The sequence below is a fragment of the Sphingobacterium sp. MAE genome (genome assembly GCF_056711605.1).
Genome location: NZ_CM160044.1, coordinates 633,960 through 657,904, shown reverse-complemented (window position 1 = coordinate 657,904; position 23,945 = coordinate 633,960). Strand labels below are relative to the sequence as shown.

Genomic DNA, 23,945 nt, shown 5'->3' with positions numbered 1-23,945 from the left:
TTTTAGAGCCGTTGTGTTGGTCAGATCAATATAAAAATTAAATAAATTTTCGTTACTTTATACGATCAACTAAAGTCCATATGAATCGTTATATATTTGTCATACTCTTCAGTATCATTTCATTAATCAGTAATTTCACATACTGTGCAGCACAAGAAACATGTGAATCTACCATAAAAAATTCTCTTGAGGCAATAACCAAATTATTAAATACAAATCAATATGCTCAATTAACACCAATAGTGGCACAAATCGAGCAAAGCTGTGGTCCCACCGAATTAGGCCAACGGATCAAAATTATAAATTTAATTATAGCAAAGCAGCAGAGTAGCAATTCGATAGAAAAATATATAGAAAATGGTTTTGATGAACAATTAATCATTCGATTTCGGAATGCCGAAAGAGAAGATTACATTTACCAATATGAGTCCAATAAACAGCAATATAATTATTTCCCATTAAGGCACCCCATTGACCTATTGATCAAAACACGGTCAAAAGCATTATTGCAATCACAATCCTATGTCCTGTCAGAAGCCGAAGTCGATATCTTAAACCTTTTTTCTAACAACGAATTATTAAAAAACCAACAAGGAGCAATCCAGGATACTGGGCAAAACAATAGCCAGACAATCATAAAAGATCATACCGAAAACACGATCAAAGAAGAACAAGAAGACCCAATAGCCATAGCAGATTACTACAACAAGTCAAGAATCGGTTTTCTACCATATATAGGAGTATATGGACCACTAGGAGGTTCAAATACAACATTTGGTCCAAACATGTCACTCGGATTTTCCATCATGAGTTCTTTAGCCAAATCATTTATTTTTGAAGGAGGATTTAAAGTGCGGATCAATAGCAATGATAAAAATTTTGATTACAATTATTACGGTACGACAGAATCTGTAAATGCTGACTTTGGTCTTTTTTTCGGAGGTGCTCTTGGATATAAAATCTACGATAACACCAAATTTATTGTCATCCCGAAACTTAATTTAGGAATAGACATGGTAGATACTGGAATATCCGAAGACATTTATACCGATGGATACTACGATTCTTTTGGGGATTATATATACGGAGGAAATTCAAAAAAATTGTACACCGTTAATACCATGCATCTTGGACTAAGTATAGCCGGCATGCGACAATTAAAAGGAAAAAATTATATTGGATTAGAAGCTGGATACCACTATACACCATACCAATGGGATAGTAAACTCATGAGCAACATCTATAATCACTACGGAAGCGTAGAATTATTTTTTCGCTTTTAATTCTTTAGTAGACGTTGGATCTCGTCCAACTTCATAAGAGCCTCGACAGGAGTCAACGTATTTACATCCAAATTATTCAGCATATCACGGATTTTCTCAAGCACTGGATCATCAATTGAGAACATCTGCAATTGATAAGCCTGCTTTTGAATTTTCCGCATACTATCCTTGATCTGTTCCCCACCTGTTCGCTCCTGTTCCAATCGTTTCAATATTTCATTGGCCCGAGAAAGCAATTTCGGAGGCATACCAGCCAATTTAGCAACATGAATACCAAAACTATGCTCTGACCCGCCATGAACTAACTTACGCAAGAATATCACCTTATTATTGACCTCCTTAACCGTCACATTATAATTTTTAATACGCGGCATAGAATTCGTCAATTCGTTTAATTCATGATAATGAGTCGCAAATAAAGTTTTGGCTTTAGCAGTAGGATGATTATGTAAAAACTCAGCAATAGCCCAAGCAATAGAAATACCATCATAAGTACTTGTACCACGACCGATCTCATCCAGTAAAATTAAACTACGGTCCGAAAGGTTGTTCATGATACTCGCAGTCTCATTCATCTCAACCATAAAAGTCGATTCACCAGAAGACAAATTATCCGAAGCACCTACACGCGTAAAAATCTTATCAACAAGACCAATTTTAGCTTCCTTTACAGGCACAAAAGAACCAATCTGAGCCATCAGCACAATCAGAGCAGTCTGACGTAAAAGCGCAGACTTACCCGCCATATTCGGCCCTGTAATGATGATGACCTGTTGCGTGTCGTTATCCAAATAGACATCATTCGTGATATAATCCTCACCAATAGCCATTTTCTTTTCAATAACTGGGTGTCGCCCCCCTTTAATATCCAAGACCTTACTTTCAGAAATCTCCGGTTGAACATAATAATTCTTTTCTGCAATAACAGAAAAGTTCAAGAGTACATCCAATTTTGCAAGCAGTTGGGCATTCAACTGGATCGGTTTGATATAAGCAGCAATAGCGACCAGCAATTCAGCATAAAGACGATTTTCGATAACCTGAATCTTTTCTTCCGCTCCCAAGATTTGATCCTCATATTCCTTAAGCTCCTCCGTAATATAGCGTTCAGCATTGACAAGCGTCTGTTTACGAATCCATTCAGAAGGCACCTTATCGCGATGCGTATTGGTCACCTCCAAATAATACCCAAATACATTATTAAAAGCGATCTTTAGAGAAGGAATACCAGTAGCCTCCGCTTCTCTTTTTTGGATTTCAATTAAATAATCTTTACCACCAAAAGCTATTTTACGCAGACGATCCAATTCATCATCAACCCCATCAGCAATGACATTACCCTTATTGAGAGCCACCGGAGGTTCAGCAAAAACTTCTTTCTCGATCTTATCACGGATGATCCCACATACATTCAACTGTTCAGCAATGACGCGCAACGCCTCCGAATTTTCCTGATTGGTCAACTCCTTTAATTTCTCAATAGCATACAAAGCACGTTTCAACTGCACAATCTCTCTAGGCGAAGCTTTCTGAAGACCAATTTTAGAAATTAACCTTTCCAGATCGCCCACATATTTGATCTCTTGAATCAAAGCATCACGCAATTCTTTATGCTCCGTGAAATACGCAACAACATCCAACCTTTCCTGAATAGACTTACGATCTTTCAACGGCATCACAATCCATCTTTTCAATAAACGAGCACCCATCGGAGAAGCCGTTTGATCCAATACATCTGACAACGTCGTTGCATTTTCGTTAACAGACCCGATCAATTCCAAATTTCGCACCGTAAAACGGTCTAACCACATATGGCGATCTTCTTCGATACGTGCAATATTTGAAATATGCTGTAAGTTGCGATGTTCAGTTTCATTTAGATAATGCAAGGCAACACCAGCAGCAACAATTCCAACAGGCATCCGATCAATACCAAAGCCTTTCATCGAATTAACTTCGAAGTGCTTCAATAAACTCTCCGATGCGTAATCACCAGTATAAGGCCATTCATCAAGTGTATAAGTATAATATTGGTTACCAAAAAGATCTAAAAACTCTTTAGACTGCTTGCGTGACATAATAACTTCAGTAGGTTTAAAACCCTGCAAAAGCTTATCAATATAAGATTGAGTACCTTGCGCCACCAAAAATTCTCCTGTAGAAATATCCAAGAAAGAAATTCCAATTTGCGTTTTATCAATAAAAATCGATGCGAGATAATTATTCGATTTCTGCTGAACAATATTATCATTATAAGACACACCAGGTGTAACCAATTCTGTTACGCCACGTTTAACAATGGTTTTAGTTTGCTTAGGATCCTCCAACTGATCGCAGATTGCCACACGTTGACCCGCACGAACAAGTTTCGGTAGATAGGTCTCCAAAGAATGGTGAGGAAAACCTGCCAAAGCCGTTTCAGATTCAGTTCCATTTCCCCTTTTGGTTTGTACAATACCTAAAATACTGGCGGCCTTAATCGCATCTTCACCAAATGTTTCATAAAAATCGCCTACACGGAACAACAACAAAGCACCAGGATATTTAACCTTGATTGCATTATATTGTTGCATTAATGGAGTTACCTTTTTTTCTGCCTTTGCCAATTGGATTTCGTTTATGATAATAAGCCGTAAAAATAACATAATCTACCTGATTAGACAAACGATCAAAGAGAATATGAAAACTTAATCCACTTTTTTAACTTCTAACACATCTTTCATCGCTCCTATCCTCAACTAAACGATCATACCATACACCTAAGCCTAGACGAAAAAACATGTTATTGAAAAAAAGCAGCGTACAAACCAGATCTACCAAAACAATTAGACAAAATATTTCGTTCCTTTGCATAGTTTTTCAAAAGATATGGCAATTAAGAGAACGAATCAGGTTAAGAAAAAAAAGATTCAAACAAGCTGGAAAAAAAAGTTAAAAATTTGGTCATTACGTATCATTGGAGGTTTCTTTGCAATAACAATATTTTGGGTATTGGCACTTAAATTTATCAATCCACCCATCACGTGGCTCATGATTCAACGAGGTTTTGAGCTTCAGGCCGCAGACAAAGGATTTAAGCTAGAGAAAGACTGGTTAAATTACGAAAAGCTTTCAGACAACTTAAAACATGCTGCAATAGCTGGAGAAGATGCACACTTTATGACGCATTGGGGATTTGATACCGATGCCATTCAAAAAGCAATAGAAAAGAACAAAGATGGAAAAAACCTCCGTGGAGGAAGTACCATTAGTCAGCAGGTCGCAAAAAATGTGTTCCTGTGGCCAAAAAGATCATGGCTTAGAAAAGGTTTAGAAACCTATTTTACAGTTTTGATCGAAACATTCTGGAGTAAAAAACGAATTTTGGAAGTCTATCTCAATGTCATCGAAATGGGACAGGGAGTATATGGTGCAGAGGCAGCATCTCAATACTATTACAAAAAATCAGGATCAACATTATCAAAAAAGCAAGCTGCGCTAATCATTGCCATTTTGCCTAATCCAAGACAGTGGGATGCCCGAAATCCATCTACATATGTCAATCGTAGAGCAAATAGCATAGTTCGGTATATGGATCATTATCAAATACCCGAGTAATCCAAACAGCCACTTAATCTAAGGAATTGATCATAATGAGATAAAAAAAGCGATGACCAATTCATCGCTTTTTTTATCTCATTATCCAAATACACGCTTATGCCAACTTTGACCAAAAGGTATTTCCCATTTATCATCAAGAGAAGCCAAAGAAGTAATGGTATTATCATATACCACCGTATCATCATTAATGTGCCCCATCTTAACTAACTCTTCAAATTCACTTCTAGAAGCAGCATAAAGTTGATCACCGACTTTGTAAGCAACACGCATACGATCAAATAACTGAATATTAAAATCCTGTTCCAAAGTTTTTAAAAAACGTACAGAACTATCGATCGAACAACCAGAAGCGGCAGCAATTTGCTCATCAACCGAAAGAACAATAAATAAGTTAGACTTAACCTCGGCCTGAGCTGACAAAGGTTCGCCATGAACTTTCCATCCCGCAGCAAAATCAGCCAATCTTTTTTGAATCAAGATCGCTTCTTCATCTGTAAAAAAACGATTAGATTGATACACCCATGCACTAGTCATACTCATAAAATTAATTAGTGAACATAATAAGGTGAAATCATCAAATAAACGATCACACCCGTTACCGCTACATACAACCACATTGGATAGGTAATACGCGCAATTTTTTTATGCCTTTCATACGATCCAGCAATACCTCTTACATAAGTAATCAATACAAAAGGGATAATAATCACAGACAAAACAATATGGGTTATTAAAATAAAAAAGTAAATAGGACGTAAAATACCTTCCCCACCATAAGATGTCGAGTTAGAAGTCATATGATAAGCAACGTACATGCCTAGAAAAGCTACAGAGCAACAAACACAAACTTTGATTAATCGCTCGTGCAATTTTTTATTTCCCTTTTTTATCGCAGCCACAGCCCAAAATAACAAAATAGCAGTAATACCATTTATAGTAGCATAAATTGGAGGTAAAAACCCTAACGGTTCAACATCATAGCCCAATTTACGCAAATTAACACCAAACAAAGCGGCCACCAAAAGTGGGATAACTACCGATAAAACGATAATCCACTTGTTATATTTTTTTTCTTCTGCAGTCTGTCCCATTTTATTTCGTTTCAATCTTAGGTGGATTATTTCTGATCTCCTCCACCGCCAACAATTTAATCTCATCACTCAGGCGTTCCACTTCCTTCTTCATCGTGATATCGTAGAATCCCCTTATTCTTCTTTTTGAATCAATTAAGATATAAGAAGAACCAATTACAAAAGGTTTATTCGGATCACCCGTAGCCAAAGCATCCTGCAACAAACCAGTTTGAGCAAATTTAAAAATATCCGAAGAAGGATGAGTCACAAAGTACCAACTTTTATCAGACGGATCGATATTCTTAATGTAATTTTTTAAAACCTCTGGAGTATCATATAGTGTATCCACAGTAATAGAATAAAACTTAATTCTTCTATTATTTCTAAAATCACCAGAAACTTTATTTAGGCTATTAATAAGAGTTGTTGAAAATGATTTATCTCTTGAATAGAAAAGATGTACAATAGATATTGCACTGTCATTTTCAAAAAGGTGGACCGGTTTACCATCGTAGTTCTTAAAAGAAATTTTTGGTACTTCATGATATAACGTATCCATGATATCCCTTCCCCATTTACGATGTGTCGTACCCGGCACTACTTTATCGCCAAAGATAGGTAGCGTAGCGTACGAATTGGCCATACCACTTTTATTTAGTACTACATACAAAAAACCTGGCAATAATAGAATTATTGCCAGGATCATGATCGTTTGAATACCTTTATTTTTTCCAGTATTTTTGCTCATTTTTGTTATTTATTTTCCCACAATTGGTGAGGGTGCAAGTCATTCAACAAGAAGTTACCTTCTGTAAGCATTAAAATGATAAAATAAATAATGAAAATAAATACAATACTTACAGTAACGATGAAACTAGATTTCTCAAATTTCAAGTGCATGAAGTAAGCAACGATATAATAAGCTTTTACTAATGTTAATACAATATAGATTGTATTAACCAAAGCACCTTTTGCTAAGATTTGCCAGTGATGAACAAATCCCAATGCGATTAAGAACTCTAGAGCAGTTAGTGCTAAAAGGACGAAGAAAATTCTCCAGATACCTTTTTTATCCATTCCTTCTGCGTGTCCATGCTCATCGTGAGCAATATTATCGTGATGTTGTGACATAGCTTTTCTAAAATTAAAAACTTATAATTATACTAAATAGAAGAATGTAAATACAAACACCCAAACTAAATCCACAAAGTGCCAGTATAAACCTACTTTTTCAATCATCAAATACGATCCACGGTTCTGGAAAGTATTATTTAAAGTCATGCACAATACAATAATATTTAAGATAATACCTACTGTAACGTGAAAACCGTGGAAACCCGTGATTGTAAAGAACAAATTAGCAAATTGTAGTGCTGACGTATACGAGATATCATGTGTAAAGTAAGGCTGTAAAGCATCCTTTATGGCATCACCTTCTAAGCCCGTACCTGGATTCTGACCAAACCAAAAACCAGCGTGGTGTAAGTGAGTCCATTCGATAGCTTGACATCCTACGAAACAGATACCACCCAATATAGTCCAAAGCATCCACTTAACGACTTCATTTTTTGAATTACGATGACCTGCCTCTACAGCTAATACCATAGTAACAGAAGACATAATTAAAATAAAAGTCATGATACCCACGAAAACTAAAGGTTGTCCGTGTTCAGCAATACCTGGTATAGATTGGAAGATCTTATCCGCATCTGGCCATGTACTATGTGCAAATCGTTGCGTTCCGTAATAAACCAAAAACGCAGAAAATGTAAAGGCATCCCCAACCAAGAAAAACCACATCATGATTTTTCCGTATTCCAAATTCCAAGGTGACTTTCCACCATTCCATGGACCGGTTTTTACCTTATCCAATTGTGATACAGTTGTACTCATTGTTTACTATTATTGATTCAAAAGTAAGAAAACATATATATAAATCCATAAAAGATCGAGAAAATGCCAAAAAATACTGGCTAGATTCATGCGGAATTGATTGCCGTCTGCAGGAAGTGGTTTATACACTCCTACCAAAGCGGTAATCAATACGATCACTCCCGCAATAATGTGCGCTAGGTGCATTCCAGTAAAGATATAGACAAAAGACTGCGATGCATTATTATTTACAAAATAAACACCTCGTCCGGCCAATACTTCCCACGAATGAACTTGAAGCACGAAAAATAAAATACCCAAAATTAGGGTTACAAAAAGTAAAACTTTCTGTCTTGATAAATTACCCACTTGCGCCGCTTTATAAGCCAAATGGATAGTAATACTACTCAAGACAATAACTAGCGTACTATAGATAAAAGTATCGGGCAGCAATGTTTTGAGCCCCTTATCAACGCCACTCGCCGTATAGACGATAAAGCCACTTGACAGTGCAGCAAACATCATAAACATACCCAACATCCCTAACCACAAGCTAAATTTTTGAGCTTTACGTGATACTAACTTCTCGTCAGTCGGTTGTTCTCCTTGATTTAACATTATTTCAAAGGTATAAAGTCAAATAATAAAATCAGTTGTGTAATTGGCAGATAAAAAAATGAAGTAAACATCACCTTTCTAGCAGAAGGTATGTCCTGATTCTTAAAAAGCATAAAGCCATAATAAGCAAACACAATACCTCCAATTACGGAAACAGTTGTAAAGATCCACCCTCCAAAACCATAATACATCGGAAGAAATGCCGCAGGTATCATCAGCAATGCTGAAAAGAAAACCATAAATGCAGAAATCTTATCACGCTTTGTCGTTGGCAGTAATCTAAAACCAGCCTGTTTATAATCATCATCAATCACCCAGGCCAAAGACCAAAAATGTGGAAATTGCCACAAAAACTGTATACCAAATAAGATAAATGGAATCATCACGATTGCACTCTCATTTGTTTGGCTATAGATGGCTAAATCATCCTGGCTAAACGCTGCAAAATAACCAATTAATGGCGGTAATGCACCAGGGAAAGCTCCTACAAATACAGCTATTGGTGATTTTCTTTTTAATGGTGTATACAGAAAAGCGTATAACAAAATGGAAAATACTGATAATAACCCAGCCACAAAATTCAAACGTACTAGTACCAAAGTACCTAAGATTCCCATAAATAAACTGAGAATCAAGGCCTGACCTGTCGTCATCCTTCCAGAAGGTAGGGGACGGTCGGCAGTACGGGTCATTAATTTGTCCAAATCCTTTTCAATAATCTCATTGAATCCATTTGCTGCACCAGTCACTAAGAATCCTCCCAATGTCAGTAACAACCAATTCATCCATAGAATATCTCCACCAAGCTGCTTAGCACCAATCAAAAAAGAGATAGATGCCGAAAAAACAACCGTTAATGTCAGTCTTAACTTAACTAATTTCTTGAAATCAGAAATAAATTCTTTCATAGCGACAAATGTCCTCTTTTTATTTGAGTGTACAAAGTAAAACTACCTTACCAGTACATTCATTTCATTCATTCAATTAACGTTGTGATTTTCCTAGTAACAACATCAGATAATATTGACATCCAAATAAGAGGCTACCAATAACTAAGTGAGTTGTCTGTGCGAAAGCCGGAAGAGCAAATCGTGCCAAAATAATTCCTGACAACATTTGAATACCAACTAAAATAAAAAGTATAGTAGCATATTTTGCTTGGACTGTACTCCCACTAAATTTTGTACGCACTAAAAAGAACAATACAATTACTAAAATCAAAGAACTATATGCAAGCCAACGATGTATTTCAAAATGTTGGCCAATACGTTGTATAAAATCTTCTCGAGCAACACCCGAAGCTGTCAATGAATCAACAATTTCACGTACTTCCGTTCCGAAGACAACTTGCACCACCATTAAAACTAAAGAAATGGCTGCAAGCAATTTTAATCCCTTAGAATCACGATTTATCAATATACCCTTATCGCGTAATGTCGTCGCCTTAAAATAAGTATAGATGGAAATAGCCACAATGACCAATGCTAAAAGCATATGCACAGTGATTACCCAAGGAGTTAAATTAGTCGAAACGACAATAGAACCCAACCAAGCCTGAACAACAACAACAAATACGTTAATCACGGACCAAATAAAAATTGATCGCTTAGATTTAATATAAGTAAAAGAATAAACAGCAGTAAACAGTAAACAAAAACCAGCAACAACACCTACCAAACGATTGATGTACTCTGTCCAAGTCTTTGCTACATTAAATTCCTCATGTTCAAGGATACTTTTGTCATGACGAATTTTATTTGCTAAATCACGATAACCGAAAAAATCGATCATATTAGCAAATCGCTCATTTTTCTTAGCTCTACCTGTGATGTAATGCTCTTCATAACCAACCGGTAACTGCGCAATATCTGTAGGAGGTATAATTCGATTAAAACACTTTGGCCAATCGGGACATCCCATTCCAGAACCAGTACTACGCACCACACCTCCAGCAACAATCACTAAAAACAAAACAATAATGGTAATGAAATTAGATCTAATATAACGCTTTTCAGCAGCTGGAAACATATTTTTACCGTTTTATGTTACAAATAATATTTGGAATAAATCATTTCGCACAACTTACTCCAAATACCATATTTAATTATTTTTTATTTTGAGCATCCCATTCTGTCTGGATACGCTCAGCTTCTTCATTACCTTCAAAATCATGAAGGAAGTTAGAATTCATAGTTTCAGAGAAAGGAACATTCTGAGGAATAAAATCTTCATGATGTCCTGGCTTACTGTAGTCATATGGCCAACGGTGTACTGTTGGGATCTCTCCTGGCCAGTTACCGTGGATATGTTCCACAGGAGTAGTCCACTCTAAAGTATTTGAATTCCATGGGTTTTGCGGTGCTCTTTCTCCAAAGAAAATCGAATAGAAGAAGTTGAATAAGAAAGCCACTTGACCCAAACCAGCTACGATAGCAGCCCAAGTAATCAACATGTTTACAGAAACCCATTTCTCCATGAAAGCAAATTCTGTAAAAGCATAATAACGACGAGGAACACCATCTATACCCATAAAGTGCATTGGAAAGAATACCAAATAAGCACCAATGAAAGTCATCCAGAAATGTAAGTAACCCAATTTCGTGTTCATCATACGACCAAACATTTTAGGATACCAGTGATAAACACCACATAACATACCGAAAATAGAAGCAGATCCCATTACCAAGTGGAAGTGGGCTACAACAAAGTACGTATCATGTAAGTTGATATCTAAAGCAGCATTACCTAAAAACAATCCAGTAAGACCACCAGAGATGAAGAATGACACTAAACCAATCGCAAACATCATAGCTGGAGTGAAACGAATATTACCTCTCCATAATGTCGCCATATAGTTAAATGCTTTTACCGCAGAAGGGACTGCGATAATCAATGTTGTGATCATAAATACTCCACCTAAGAAAGGATTCATACCTGTCACAAACATATGGTGACCCCAAACGATAAATGATAAAACTGTAATACCAATTAGCGAGTAAACCATTGCATGATAACCAAAGATTGGTTTACGAGAGTTTGTTGAGATAACCTCCGAAGTAAGACCCAATGCAGGCATAACAACGATATATACCTCAGGGTGACCTAAAAACCAGAATAAGTGTTGGAACAAGATTGGAGAACCACCTTCATTCGGTAAGATCTGACCTTGAACAACTAAATCTGACAAATAAAATGACGTACCGAATGAACGGTCAAAAATCAATAGAACAACAGCAGATACTAATACTGGAAAGGATAACATACCTACGATAGCAGTCAAGAAGAATGCCCAGATTGTTAAAGGCATTTTCCAAAGATCCATACCTTTAGTACGCATATTCAAAATTGTACTCACGTAGTTGATACCACCGATTAATTGTGATGCTACAAATAACACCATACTGACCAACCACAAAGTCATACCTGTAGCCGAACCAGCAATTGCCGTTGGCACTGCAGATAGTGGAGGATAGATCGTCCATCCAGCAGAAGCAGGTCCACTTTCAACAAAGAAAGAAGCAATCATAATAACTGAAGCTACAAAGAACATCCAGTATGACAACATATTCATGAAAGGAGACGCCATATCGCGTGCACCAATTTGATAAGGAATCAATAGATTACTAAAAGTACCCGATAGACCCGCTGTTAAAACGAAGAATACCATGATGGTACCGTGAATGGTGACCAAAGAAAGGAAAAAATCAGGAGCAATACGACCACCTGCAGCCCATTTACCTAAGAATACTTCCAAAATTGGAAATTCTTTATCCGGCCAAGCAAGTTGGATACGGAATAAGATGGATAAGATCATAGCAAATACCGCCATGAAAATACCTGTGATCAAAAATTGCTTAGCAATCATCTTGTGGTCACCACTGAAGATATACTTCGAGATGAATGACTCTTGATGATGATGTCCGTGCGAATCGTGATGCTCAGCGCTATGAGAAATAACTGTACTTGACATATTCGTTTTTAAAATTCAATTATTCTAATTAATTTAATGAAGCCGTAACGTGTACGCTATCTTTTAACTGCGGAGTTTTAGCATCTTTAGCGGCAAACTCTTTCTGTAAATCCTCAGTAAAATATTTGTTTTGCGTTGCTAACCACTCTTTATATTCAGCCTCAGTAACAACGACAACCTTTTTCTGCATATTATAGTGACCTGAACCACAGATTTTGTTACATAACATAACATAATCATATTTGTAGTCATTCATACGCTCACGCATTTCTTCTGTAGTTACCGTAGGAGTAAATTGGAAGTAATTTGTCATTCCCGGTACAGCATTGATTTGAACGCGGAAGTCAGGAATATAGAACGAGTGAATAATATCCTTTGAAACAATATGAAAACGAACAGACTTATTAACTGGAATTACAATGTCCGAACCTTGAATATCATCCCAAGAGTTTTTATCATTGAAATCAATACCATAAGGATTAGTCGGAGTTGTCATTTTATAATTACGTTTACCGATCACACCATCAGCTCCTGGATAACGTACACTCCAAGCAAATTGCTCACCTAATACTTCAATCTGAAGAGCAGATTTCTGTAAATCTTCCGGAACATTGGTAATTGACCTCCAAGTAAAGAAACCGAATAATACCAATACAGTCAAAACAACAGCAGGAACGATCGTCCAGATTTTTTCAATAGTATTGTTATGCGGCAAATAGTATGCTTTACCATTTTTCTTCATTCTATAGATGAACGTGAACGTCAATAATAAAATGTGAGTAATCACCAATACAAAAGTTGTGATAACAGTAGTAATGATAAACATGGTATCAATTTTAGCCCCATGCTCAGTCACAGCATCCCTCCACGCCATGCCACCATGGTGCGAGTAAGAATAATAAACACCTCCTAAGAAAACAAATAAGAAGATGAATAATAACGATGCTTGAAACGTATTTGAAGCTAAAGGATTATGTCTTTTATTCATCTTATTTGTTAACTCATAGATCGAGATAACTTTACCAATAACAGCAACTACTGTACAGATAACTAAAAATAATAAAACATAATAAATGAAGTTTTTATAAACCTGAGGGTCTATTTTTTTCTCTTCCTTAGCAGCGTCAACCTTTGTTGTAGACGCATCTGCGGACGCAGCTACTTCTGTCTTCGCAGTCGTTGCCGAATCAACAACATTTGCTCCAGTAGCTGTTGCATCAACTGCAACAGCTTCCGTAGCTTTAGTCGTATCTACCACTACAGTATCTTGACTTGCGAATGATGGGACTGCAAAGAACAATCCGATTGCAAGTACAAAACCCGAGATGGATTTGAATCTATTATTTAATTTAAAGCTCATTTCTTTATAACGATTTTACGTAATATCCCTTTAAAAGCGAAACTATATTTGGTGATGTAAACTCTCATCCAAGAAAGGATGATTTTTAGCAACTAAACCTTGTTTACTCAATTTATTCATTACTAAGAATGTAAACAAACCAACAAAGCCAAGAGCTGTACCAATTTCTACAATACCAAATCCGCGGTGTGATTCAACTGTACCAGGCATGATCATGATATAATAATCCAACCAGTGACCCGCCAATAATAAGATGGCAACAAACAACATAGCATTTTGCTTACGTTTGGCATCACGATCTACCAATAATAATAAAGGAGCAAGGAAATTGATGATAATATTTAACCAAAACCATGGTTTATATTCTGGCTCCCAACGTTTATAGAAATATACAGTCTCCTCAGGCATGTTAGCATACCAGATTAAGATAAACTGTGCAAACCAAACATATGTCCAGAAGATAGAGAAACCAAAGATCAATTTACCTAAATCATGTAAATGATTTTCGTTTACCCAACTCATATAACCAGCTTTCTTTAATACAATTAAGATGATTGTAATAACACAAAGACCACTTACCCACATTGCTGCGAAGTTGTACCAACCAAACATAGTCGAGAACCAGTGTGCCTCTAATGACATGATGGTATCAAATGACCAAATTGGAGTTGTAAAACCAAATATAACTAAAAATATAGCCGACAATTTGAAACTCTTTTTATAAGAATTCAAACCACCCTCTAAATCTTCTTTGTATGATAATTTTGCCAAGATAATAGCAAAAATACTATAAAGTCCCATGAAAATTACTTGGCGACTTAAAAAACCTGAAAAATTCAAATACCAAGACTTACCAGCGATGATACTATCATAATTAGGACTATTAGGATCTGTAAGACCCTCTGCATACCAATGATGGTATAAATTGTGAGTGCTTAATCCTAATCCAACAATCACTAGTAAAATGATTGATGCAATAGGCAAAATACCTGCCATTGCCTGTGGTATACGAACGAGACCAGCTGACCAAGCAGATTGTGTTACATATTGTAAGGCTACGAAAAAAGCTCCGGCAGCACATACACATGTAAAATAATAACCCATCAATAATAAGTTAGCATAAGTACGCTCTACTAGAATATGATCGCCCATAAGCATTCCGTAGGCTACTGCAGCTATACCAACAACGATTGCGATAATACTGAATGTTTTTGCTTTACCAGCAAACTCGTATCGCTCGTTGAAATTATAATCGTGATGATGATTGTGAGTTCCCATTTATTTGTCTGATGTTAGATTATTTCTTTTGTAATTCATGAACGTACATAACGACTTCCCAACGTTCTTCAGGAGACAACTGCGATGCATGCGATCCCATTGAGTTGTGACCGTAATAAATCGTATGGTAAATCTTACCATCTGTCAAATCAGCCATCATACCACCACGTGAAGAGCTCGCGCCATCAGTTTTGTGATAAGATGGTGGATTAGGAAAATTCTCCAGCTTACGAGTGCCTTTAGAATCTGTAATTTCACGGTCTTTCGTAATAGAACCATCACCTTTACCTTCAGGACCGTGACAAACAGCACAGTAAGTAGTAAATAAAGCTTGACCTTTTTCAAGTCTTGCTTGTGATAACTCTAACGGATTAGTAAACTCACGACCCGCACGTTCATAATCTTCTAAAGTATTGGCATATTCAAATCTGGTAAAACCAATTGGATCTGTACCCTTTGGTGGTGTTTGCGCAGTTTGTTTATTTTTAAAATTCTCGTTTGGTTGATCAGGATTGTACGCAATCGGATCATACATGTTGCGAGAAAACTCCCAACCTGTACTACGAGTAGTCTTGTCACCACAAGAAGAAACGACTGCTGTCAACGACAGAGCTGCACATACTGTAACTAGTAAATTCTTCTTATTCATAACTAACATATTTTCTATCATTGTACTTAACTTCTACAGCACCTGTTTCCTTCAATATAGTATCGATCAAAGCATGGTCTGTGTTTTCACGAGCATCTATAGCGATGATAAAACGATCATCAGTAGCTCTTAAATCCATAACACGAGGAGTACGTCCCGGGAATAAGTGATTGCGATAAAAGAAAGTCGCCACCATACCCAAGGCACAAATTAAAATAGTAACCTCAAATGTCACAGGAACAAAGTTCGGAATTGCGAATGAAGGTTTACCACCAATATTCATTGGCCAGTCATGTACCATTGTATAATACAATAAACTAAATCCCAATAAGGTTCCTAACGCTCCAAAGCAAAATGCTGCAATTGGCAAACGCGAAGGTTTAACGCCCAATTTAGCTTCAATACCGTGAATTGGCATTGGAGTAAAGCAATCATAGATGCTTACATTATTTTTCTGCAATTTGTCGATCCCATGCATCATATCATCTGGATCAGCAAAACTACCTAATATATATTTTGTATTGCCCATTGCTATTATTTTAACTCTTTAATTTCTTGTTCTGTTACCGAATCATATTTGCCTAAAGAATCTCTAAAGTATTCCACTTGTTCTGCTGGGAATGCACCTTCTTTAACCAATTTAGTTTTATGTTGTAAACTTGAGCTTTTCAACAATAACTTCACTTCCGCAATTGCGATACCCGGTAAGAAGCGTAAGAACAATAAGAACAACGTAAAGAATAAACCGATAGATCCAACGAAGATACCAACGTCTGTCCATGTTGGGTAAAACATCGCCCAAGATGATGGTAAATAATCACGGTGTAATGAAGTCACGATAATTACGAAACGCTCGAACCACATACCAATATTTACCACAATAGATAATATCCAGGAAATGGGAATACTTGTACGAATTTTCTTAAACCAGAATAACTGTGGTGAGATTACGTTACACGTCATCATCGACCAGTAAGCCCAAGCATAAGGACCAAACATACGGTTTTCAAAAGCGTACATCTCGTATTCAGATTGAGAGTACATCGCAATGAACAACTCCGTTAAGTAAGCAATACCAACGATAGAACCTGTCGTCATGATAATTTTGTTCATGGCTTCAATATGGAACATCGTGATATAGTTCTCAAAATTCATGACTTTACGTAAGATCAACAATAAAGTTTGCACCATCGCAAAACCAGAGAAGATCGCACCAGCAACGAAATATGGAGGGAAGATTGTTGTATGCCATCCTGGGATAACAGAAGTTGCAAAGTCAAAAGATACAATCGTGTGTACCGAAAGTACCAATGGCGTAGAGATACCTGCCAAAATTAATGACACAATCTCAAAACGTTGCCAAGTCTTTACAGATCCATTCCATCCAAAAGATAGCACAGAGTAAATTTTTTGTCTAAGGCCAGTAGCACGGTCACGGATAGTCGCGATATCAGGTAACAAACCACAGTACCAGAATACCAAGGATACCGTGAAATAAGTAGAGATCGCAAATGCATCCCATACTAATGGCGAGTTAAAGTTAACCCATAGAGATCCAAACTGATTTGGCAATGGAAAAATCCAATAAGCCAACCAAGGACGACCCATGTGGGCAACGACATATGTTGCAGCACAGATAACGGCGAAGATCGTCATGGCCTCTGCTGAACGGTTAATGGAGTTACGCCAGTTTTGACGGAAAATTAATAATACGGCCGAAATTAACGTACCAGCGTGACCGATACCAACCCACCATACAAAGTCGGTGATATCCCAAGCCCAGCCTACAGTTTTATTTAGACCCCAAGCGCCGATACCTGTCCAAAAGGTATAACTAACGCTGACTACCCATAATAAAGCACCTAATACGGCTACAGTGAAACCGATCCACCATGCTTTATTCGGTTTATTTTCAACCGGTAGTAAGATATCATCCGTAATTTTAGCATACGTAATGTCCTTACCGGTCATTAATGGTTCTCTTAATATTGATTCGTTATGCGATGACATAGTATTTTTATTTCAAATAATGAACAAGATTACGCCTCAAAAGTGTTTCTAACTTTTGTCATATAACCGATACCCGGTTGTACATTGATTTCCTCAAGTACGTAATAAACACGCTCATTGCGTAATGCTTTAGATACTTCCGATTCTGGATCATTAGCATCACCAAAGATAATTGCATTTGCAGAACATGCTTGTTGACATGCCATTTGGATATCACCGTCTTTTACTTTACGGTTCTCCATTTTCGCATGTAACTTACCAGCTTGAATACGTTGGATACACATTGAACATTTTTCCATAACCCCACGTGAACGTGTTGTTACATCTGGGTTCAATACCAATTGCGTAAACTCATTATTCAAGTAGTTGTCAAAACGTGAATCATTCCAATAGTTGAACCAGTTAAAACGACGTACTTTATATGGACAGTTATTCGCACAGTAACGTGTTCCGAAACATCTGTTGTAAGCCATATGGTTTAGACCCTCTGATGAGTGTACAGTAGCTAATACTGGACATACAGTCTCACAAGGTGCATGAGCACAATGTTGACATAACATCGGTTGGTGAACAACAGTTACATTTTCGAAATCATTGATATGTTGAATTTCTTTTTCCTTAGTATACTCTTTACCATCCTCTTCAATAGTGTAGTAACGGTCAATACGTAACCAGTGCATCTCACGACGACGACGAACCTCATCACGACCTACAACAGGAATATTATTCTCTACGTTACAAGCAACAATACAAGAGCCACAACCAGTACAAGCATTCAAATCGATTGCCATTACCCATTTATGACCTGGTTGCTCATACTTGTTCCACAAATCGTATGTTTTGTGTTTATCCGTAAAGCGACCTGACTCAGAGTTAGGATCTTTTAAATATTTAGCGAAAGTAGTTTCACGCACAATGTTACGACCCTCAATAGTATGATGCGTCTGAGTTTGTGCTAACTGGTATATCGTATTCGATTTTGCAAGAGTTGCTTTCGCTACAAATTGAATAGTACCATTTACTAAGCTTGCAAAAGGGTAAGCATTTTTACCTACATGATTACCAGCTTTACCAACTTTAGTACGTCCGTAACCGATAGCTACTGAAACAGTACCCAAAGCTTGTCCCGGTTGTTGAACAACTGGTAACTCAACTTTGTAACCATTTGCTTCAACAGTAATTGTTGCATCTTCACCCAATCCCAATTTCTCAGCATCTTTAGGATTTAAAGCAGCATAGTTATCCCAAGTTACTTTAGAAACTGGATCTGGAACCTCTTGTAAGTAAGCATTGTTTGCATATCGACCATCACGCAAAGCACTTGGTTCATATAATTTCAATTCGAAATCACCGACTACTGTTTTTGCAGCAGCGATAGCAGCACTAGCGGCAGCCTCTACATTACCAGAGAATGAATAAGCAGCTGCTGTTTTAGCACCCTTATATTCAAAACCAGTTTGTAAAACGCTATTCCAGTTCTTCGTACTACCAACTAAAATTGTAGAAGTCCAAAGATTTTTAACAAATGTATAGATATCAGTCGTATCACCAGCCCAAACCAATAAAGATTGATCTGCCTGACGAGTGTTGAATACCGGATTGATTGCTGGCTGAACTATAGAGAATAGACCTTCTTTTGGAGAAGCATCACCCCATGACTCTAAGAATGTATTCGTTGGAGCGATAGCCGTCAATTCCGAAGCTGTTTCATCAGCACGTTGAGAGAAAGATAATGTAAAATCAACTTTCTTCAATGCAGCTTTCACATCTTCAGATTTGAAATAATCATAAACAGGGTTACTGTTTAAGAACATCGCAACACCAACTTGACCAGCCTTAGCGTTTGTCAGGAATTGTGCAAATGCCGCATCAGAACCTTGATGTTGTTTAGAGAAATTATCTAAATCAATTGTAGATCCATATGAAGCCAAAGCACTGTTAATTGCATTTGCTAAAGTCTGAATGTTAATATCATTCGAACCAGCCACTACAACTGCAGCACCTTTATTATTTAACAATTCTTTTGCTGCTAGCGTAACAGCAGTTTGTGCTCTTTTAGCAGTAATACCACCAGCTAAAGAAGAACCTGTAACCGCATTATATAAAGAGATTAATACAGCAGCTTCTTCCGAAGGTTTAATCGCAATACGCACATCCGCATTTGAACCCGTCATACTAAGACCAGACTCAAATTGAATATGACGTGACATCTTACCATTTTTCAATGATTTATAGTCACGATTTTTAACATATTGTTGTGTATGTTCTTCTCCCGCTAACCAAGTTCCTAAGAAATCAGCAGCTACAGAGACAACAACATTTGCTTTATCAAAATTATAAGAAGGAACGACCGCTTTACCAAAAGCATTTTTGTTCGCTTCAATAATTGCGCTGTAAGAAACAGCATCTACTTGAACTAAATTAGTTGTAGGATACTTAGCCGTTAATTTGGCAATAGCAGCTAACGTAGTAGGACTATTTACTGTACTAGAAACAATAGTAATTTGTTTACCAGCAGTAGCAGCTGCGTTTAATGCAGCGATAACAGTGCTATCCAATTTAGACCATTCAACATCCTGCCCTTTTAATTGAGCAGTTTTTAATTTAGACTCATCATATAAATCTAAAACTGATGCTGCAGTTCCTGAATCTGTACCTTGATTTAAACCAATTGCATTCGGGTTAGCCTCTACATTAATAGGACGACCTTCACGTGTTCTCACTAAGATACTCTGACCATTAAAAGTCGAAGTATAAAAGTTAGGAATACCAGGAGTAATCTCCTCAGGTTTAATTAAATAAGGAACTGCTTTATGCACAGGTGTGCTGTTACATGCTGCCAAAGTAACAGCCCCAACACCAAAACCTAATGCTTTTAAGAAGTCACGGCGTGGAGTTTTTGTACTCAACCCTGCTTCATTTAAGACATCTTCTACAGGAATAGATTCGGCAAACTCACCCTTACTCTTTTCAACAAAAGCAGGTGTTTGTTTCAATTCTTCCAAACCTTTCCAATATTTTTTATTGCTATCCATTTAAGCTGTATATAAGATTGCGTATTTCTGAATAATTATTAATAGTGACATTTACCACACTCAAGACCACCGATCATCGCCGCTGTCATTTTCTCACCTTTTTTGATGCTTTCATGCGCCTTGATCAAGTCTTCGTAGTATTTGTTATCTGATTTCACATCTGTTGCCTTATGACAATCCACACACCATTTCATCGTCAAAGGAGAGTATTGGTATACTTCTTCCATGGTTTCAATTGGACCGTGACAAGTCTGACACTCCACTCCTGCCACTGTAACGTGCTGTGAGTGATTAAAGTAAGCAAAATCTGGCAAGTTATGAATGCGAACCCACTGAATCGGCTTAGGGTTGTTACCATAAGTACGAGTCTCTGGATTCCAATCCAATGCACGATAGATTTTAGCAATCTCTGGCGAAGTCTCACCATCATAATGCTCAGAACCTGTGATCGTATTGTGACAGTTCATACAAACATTCGCTGAAGGAATAGATGCATTTTTAGATTTAAAAGCACCACCATGACAATACTGACATTCAATCTTATTGACACCAGCGTGCAATTGGTGAGAGAATTTAATCGGTTGAACGGGCTGATAACCTGTATGAACACCAACATTCCACATGGTTTTCCAACCACCAACAGCCAACAACGCAACCAACATCAACACAGCAAATCCGACCAATTTCTTGTTCTTAACAAAACCCTGTGCAAATGCCAAGAATTTCTTGTTAGTCTTAGGCTCTTCCTCAGCTTCAACAGCAGCCTGATTAGTTGCGATCACCCTTTCCAGAGTACGGATTACACGGTTTAAAACAACGATAACAACAATGGCCAAAACAACTATACCTAATAACCCGAAGATCATAAATAAATTAGCATTGTCATCTTTCGCAGCCGCACCACCTGCCGCACCCTCTTCTTTAGGTTTCTCAGCAGATTCAGCTTTAATGTAAGCCAATACAGACTTAATCTGATCATCAGATAAATCTGTAAAAGAAGTCATCACGGATTTATTATACTCCTCAAAAATGGCAATTGCATCTTTATCACCAGAAGCAATTAGCGCTTGAGAGTTTTTGATCCATTTAATCAACCACTCCTCAGACTTTGTCTCAGTAATACCCTTTAGGGCAGGACCGACGACCTTTCTATCAACTTTGTGACAGCTCGTACATTTAGCTTTGAAGATTTTTTCACCTTCCTTGACATCTTGCGCATGCAGCGTCGCAACGGCAAACAACAGCACCAAACTCATTGATACTACCCTCGCAAGTTTTCCCAAAACGGATGAGATATTTCTCATATTTAACACTTTATACTATTTATTTGTGAATATAAAAATTTAAACACCATTCTAGACAAAGCACACTCTGCCTAGTAATGCCACAAAAGTATAACTTATTAATAAATCCCTGACAATTTTGTGACGTTATTTATCAATTTATAATCGTTCTAAATTATTTCAAAACGACTATTTAAGGCAGATTTAAACCACCTCTTGTACTTCGAGGCGGAAATCGATAAACTTCAAATATAAGACTTCAATATGACATAAAAAAAGCGCCACTACTTTAAATTTATTGGGATCCAAATTCTTCCTAACAGTACATTGACAAAGAATTGATTAGAGAATTGTAACTTTACAGATAGGAATATAAGATGAGAAAATCATTAATTTTATATAGCATAATGGTTTTAATGACCTCATGCAATAAACACCAAACTCCAGCTCAAAAACAAACAGCAATTTTTAAAATAATGGAAGAGTCAGCAAAATATAACCAGTTAAGTCCCGAAGAAGAATATGTCATTCTTCATAAAGGCACAGAACGTCCCTATACGGGCACCTTATTAGATAATAAGGCAATGGGGACATACATTTGTAAAAGATGCGAAGCCCCCTTATATCGATCCGAAGACAAATTCGATTCGCATTGTGGATGGCCAAGCTTTGACGATGAGATTTCAGGCGCCGTTCGTAAAGAAACAGATGCCGACGGAAGAAGAACTGAAATTCTATGCAATGCATGCGGGGCACACTTAGGACATGTTTTTATCGGAGAAAGATTAACCGATAAAAACATACGCCACTGTGTTAATTCAATTTCTATGAAATTTGTCGCAGATACTACGCCTTTAAAATAGAAGATTCGCGCACTTTTAGCTCGCAGGGTAATGTCAAGTGTTTAATCGCTTTGGCCTTACCCTGCAATTTTAGCAGTAAAATATTAATAATATGATCCGCGATTTCTTCGATAGGTTGCGAAACTACCGTAATAGCAGGTTCATGCAATTTAAAGACAGTATGGTCATCAAACGCAATCAATGCAGGAAGTTTGTAATTATGCTTCTTACCAGATTTAAGGCCCGTAATCGCTAGATAATTGGTCGCAAACAAAACAGCATCCAATCTATTGTCAACAACAAACTCATGCAATTCATCTATCGCCTCTGATTCTGATGCATCCAATTGTATTTTTTTAATATAAGCCTGCTTTTTAAACTGATCCATTGCTTTCATATAACCGCCCAAACGATCACGCATCTGTGTTTGATCGGAATAAAGAGAAACTAGACCGATCCGCTTATACCCCTGCTCATTGAAATGGACAGTCGCATCAAAAGCCCCTTGAAAATTATCAGCAATAACATAATCCGTCTCCACATCAGGCAGGTATCGATCAAACAAAACAACAGGTACATTTGATTGGATCAAATTAGAAATCGTATCCTCAATTCCCTCCGAAGGCGTAATGATAAAACCGTCCACCTGTCGATCGTTAAACATCCCGATTAACTCCTTAGTCTTTTCACTATCATTGTTCGTACTACAGTAAATAATACGATACCCCTGTTCATAGACTTTTGTTTCAATAAGGCGTGCAATATTTCCAAAAAAAGGATTTGAGATATCTTCGATAATCAAACCTATAATTTTGGTTTTACCAGTACGTAAACTCTTAGCAAGTTCATTAGGCTTATAGCCTACCTTTTTCACATAATCAAGAACACGCTTGGTCAACGACTCACTGATGCGCTTTTCTTTGGCTTTGTCATTCAATATAAAAGATACTGTAGTAACCGAAACCCCTAAAGCTTTTGCGATGTCACTGATCAAAATTCTCTTCTTCATTAAGTCGTATATGTTTATAAATTTGAGTTACTAATCTAAAAAAAAATAAAGTAATAAAGCTAT

Annotated in this window: 21 protein-coding genes; 3 read left to right on the top strand and 18 right to left on the bottom strand. The window is 37.1% G+C overall.

What is annotated here, in order from left to right; translation table 11 throughout:
- Window positions 1-80 precede the first annotated feature (80 nt).
- Entirely contained in the window at window positions 81-1,283 is a 1,203-nt protein-coding gene (locus tag AC06G9_RS02805; protein ID WP_480957485.1) for a hypothetical protein, read from the top strand.
- Here AC06G9_RS02805 and mutS read toward each other — a convergent pair.
- Entirely contained in the window at window positions 1,280-3,889 is a 2,610-nt protein-coding gene (gene mutS / locus AC06G9_RS02800) for a DNA mismatch repair protein MutS (RefSeq protein WP_480957484.1), read from the bottom strand. The genes AC06G9_RS02805 and mutS overlap by 4 nt on opposite strands.
- A 262-nt stretch (window positions 3,890-4,151) precedes the next feature.
- On the opposite strand from mutS, the gene mtgA reads away from it, so the two are divergent.
- Window positions 4,152-4,880: a monofunctional biosynthetic peptidoglycan transglycosylase gene (gene mtgA / locus AC06G9_RS02795; protein WP_045754992.1), complete on the top strand. Its 729-nt coding sequence runs from the start codon at window positions 4,152-4,154 to the stop codon at window positions 4,878-4,880.
- Window positions 4,881-4,961: 81 nt separating this feature from the next.
- Here mtgA and AC06G9_RS02790 read toward each other — a convergent pair whose 3' ends face one another.
- The 16 genes from AC06G9_RS02790 to AC06G9_RS02715 all read right to left on the bottom strand — a co-directional run bounded on the left by AC06G9_RS02790 (window position 4,962) and on the right by AC06G9_RS02715 (window position 22,052).
- Window positions 4,962-5,423 carry a hypothetical protein gene (locus AC06G9_RS02790; RefSeq protein ID WP_052627703.1) on the bottom strand — a complete coding sequence of 154 codons (462 nt, stop codon included), beginning with the start codon at window positions 5,421-5,423 and terminating at the stop codon, window positions 4,962-4,964.
- A gap of 8 nt (window positions 5,424-5,431) precedes the next feature.
- Window positions 5,432-5,974, bottom strand: a complete 543-nt coding sequence (locus AC06G9_RS02785; RefSeq protein WP_045754993.1) for a DUF420 domain-containing protein — start codon at window positions 5,972-5,974, stop codon at window positions 5,432-5,434.
- A gap of 1 nt (window position 5,975) precedes the next feature.
- On the bottom strand, window positions 5,976-6,704 hold the full coding sequence (locus AC06G9_RS02780; RefSeq protein ID WP_480957483.1) for an SCO family protein: 729 nt from the start codon (window positions 6,702-6,704) through the stop codon (window positions 5,976-5,978).
- Between the two features lie 5 nt (window positions 6,705-6,709).
- On the bottom strand, window positions 6,710-7,087 hold the full coding sequence (locus AC06G9_RS02775) for a cytochrome C oxidase subunit IV family protein (RefSeq protein WP_045754995.1): 378 nt from the start codon (window positions 7,085-7,087) through the stop codon (window positions 6,710-6,712).
- Window positions 7,088-7,114: 27 nt separating this feature from the next.
- On the bottom strand, window positions 7,115-7,849 hold the full coding sequence (locus tag AC06G9_RS02770) for a cytochrome c oxidase subunit 3 (protein ID WP_045754996.1): 735 nt from the start codon (window positions 7,847-7,849) through the stop codon (window positions 7,115-7,117).
- A gap of 9 nt (window positions 7,850-7,858) precedes the next feature.
- Window positions 7,859-8,446, bottom strand: coding sequence for a cytochrome c oxidase subunit 3 (locus AC06G9_RS02765; protein WP_045754997.1), 588 nt, complete (start codon window positions 8,444-8,446; stop codon window positions 7,859-7,861).
- Window positions 8,446-9,354 (bottom strand): heme o synthase, encoded by a 909-nt coding sequence (gene cyoE, locus AC06G9_RS02760; protein WP_094771764.1) that lies wholly within the window; start codon window positions 9,352-9,354, stop codon window positions 8,446-8,448. The genes AC06G9_RS02765 and cyoE overlap by 1 nt, the downstream gene beginning before the upstream one ends.
- Window positions 9,355-9,430: 76 nt before the next feature.
- On the bottom strand, window positions 9,431-10,474 hold the full coding sequence (locus AC06G9_RS02755; RefSeq protein ID WP_045754999.1) for a COX15/CtaA family protein: 1,044 nt from the start codon (window positions 10,472-10,474) through the stop codon (window positions 9,431-9,433).
- 76 nt (window positions 10,475-10,550) lie between these two features.
- Window positions 10,551-12,416, bottom strand: a complete 1,866-nt coding sequence (locus tag AC06G9_RS02750) for a cytochrome c oxidase subunit I (RefSeq protein ID WP_346570197.1) — start codon at window positions 12,414-12,416, stop codon at window positions 10,551-10,553.
- A 28-nt stretch (window positions 12,417-12,444) separates the two neighbouring features.
- Window positions 12,445-13,776 carry a cytochrome c oxidase subunit II gene (locus AC06G9_RS02745; protein WP_346570196.1) on the bottom strand — a complete coding sequence of 444 codons (1,332 nt, stop codon included), beginning with the start codon at window positions 13,774-13,776 and terminating at the stop codon, window positions 12,445-12,447.
- Between the two features lie 42 nt (window positions 13,777-13,818).
- Complete coding sequence (locus tag AC06G9_RS02740) at window positions 13,819-15,054, bottom strand: hypothetical protein (protein ID WP_045755001.1); 1,236 nt, start codon at window positions 15,052-15,054, stop codon at window positions 13,819-13,821.
- A gap of 19 nt (window positions 15,055-15,073) precedes the next feature.
- On the bottom strand, window positions 15,074-15,712 hold the full coding sequence (locus tag AC06G9_RS02735) for a c-type cytochrome (protein ID WP_411028115.1): 639 nt from the start codon (window positions 15,710-15,712) through the stop codon (window positions 15,074-15,076).
- Window positions 15,696-16,232: a DUF3341 domain-containing protein gene (locus AC06G9_RS02730; protein WP_045755003.1), complete on the bottom strand. Its 537-nt coding sequence runs from the start codon at window positions 16,230-16,232 to the stop codon at window positions 15,696-15,698. The genes AC06G9_RS02735 and AC06G9_RS02730 overlap by 17 nt, the downstream gene beginning before the upstream one ends.
- A gap of 5 nt (window positions 16,233-16,237) precedes the next feature.
- Window positions 16,238-17,713 (bottom strand): NrfD/PsrC family molybdoenzyme membrane anchor subunit, encoded by a 1,476-nt coding sequence (gene nrfD, locus AC06G9_RS02725; protein ID WP_045755004.1) that lies wholly within the window; start codon window positions 17,711-17,713, stop codon window positions 16,238-16,240.
- A 29-nt stretch (window positions 17,714-17,742) separates the two neighbouring features.
- Window positions 17,743-20,748, bottom strand: coding sequence for a TAT-variant-translocated molybdopterin oxidoreductase (locus AC06G9_RS02720; protein WP_094771762.1), 3,006 nt, complete (start codon window positions 20,746-20,748; stop codon window positions 17,743-17,745).
- Window positions 20,749-20,786: 38 nt separating this feature from the next.
- Entirely contained in the window at window positions 20,787-22,052 is a 1,266-nt protein-coding gene (locus tag AC06G9_RS02715) for a c-type cytochrome (protein WP_045755006.1), read from the bottom strand.
- Between the two features lie 395 nt (window positions 22,053-22,447).
- On the opposite strand from AC06G9_RS02715, the gene AC06G9_RS02710 reads away from it, so the two are divergent.
- Window positions 22,448-22,894 carry a methionine-R-sulfoxide reductase gene (locus AC06G9_RS02710; protein WP_248754822.1) on the top strand — a complete coding sequence of 149 codons (447 nt, stop codon included), beginning with the start codon at window positions 22,448-22,450 and terminating at the stop codon, window positions 22,892-22,894.
- Here the strand turns inward: AC06G9_RS02710 and AC06G9_RS02705 are convergent.
- On the bottom strand, window positions 22,878-23,882 hold the full coding sequence (locus AC06G9_RS02705) for a LacI family DNA-binding transcriptional regulator (RefSeq protein WP_045755008.1): 1,005 nt from the start codon (window positions 23,880-23,882) through the stop codon (window positions 22,878-22,880). The genes AC06G9_RS02710 and AC06G9_RS02705 overlap by 17 nt on opposite strands.
- Between the last annotated feature and the right edge of the window lie 63 nt (window positions 23,883-23,945).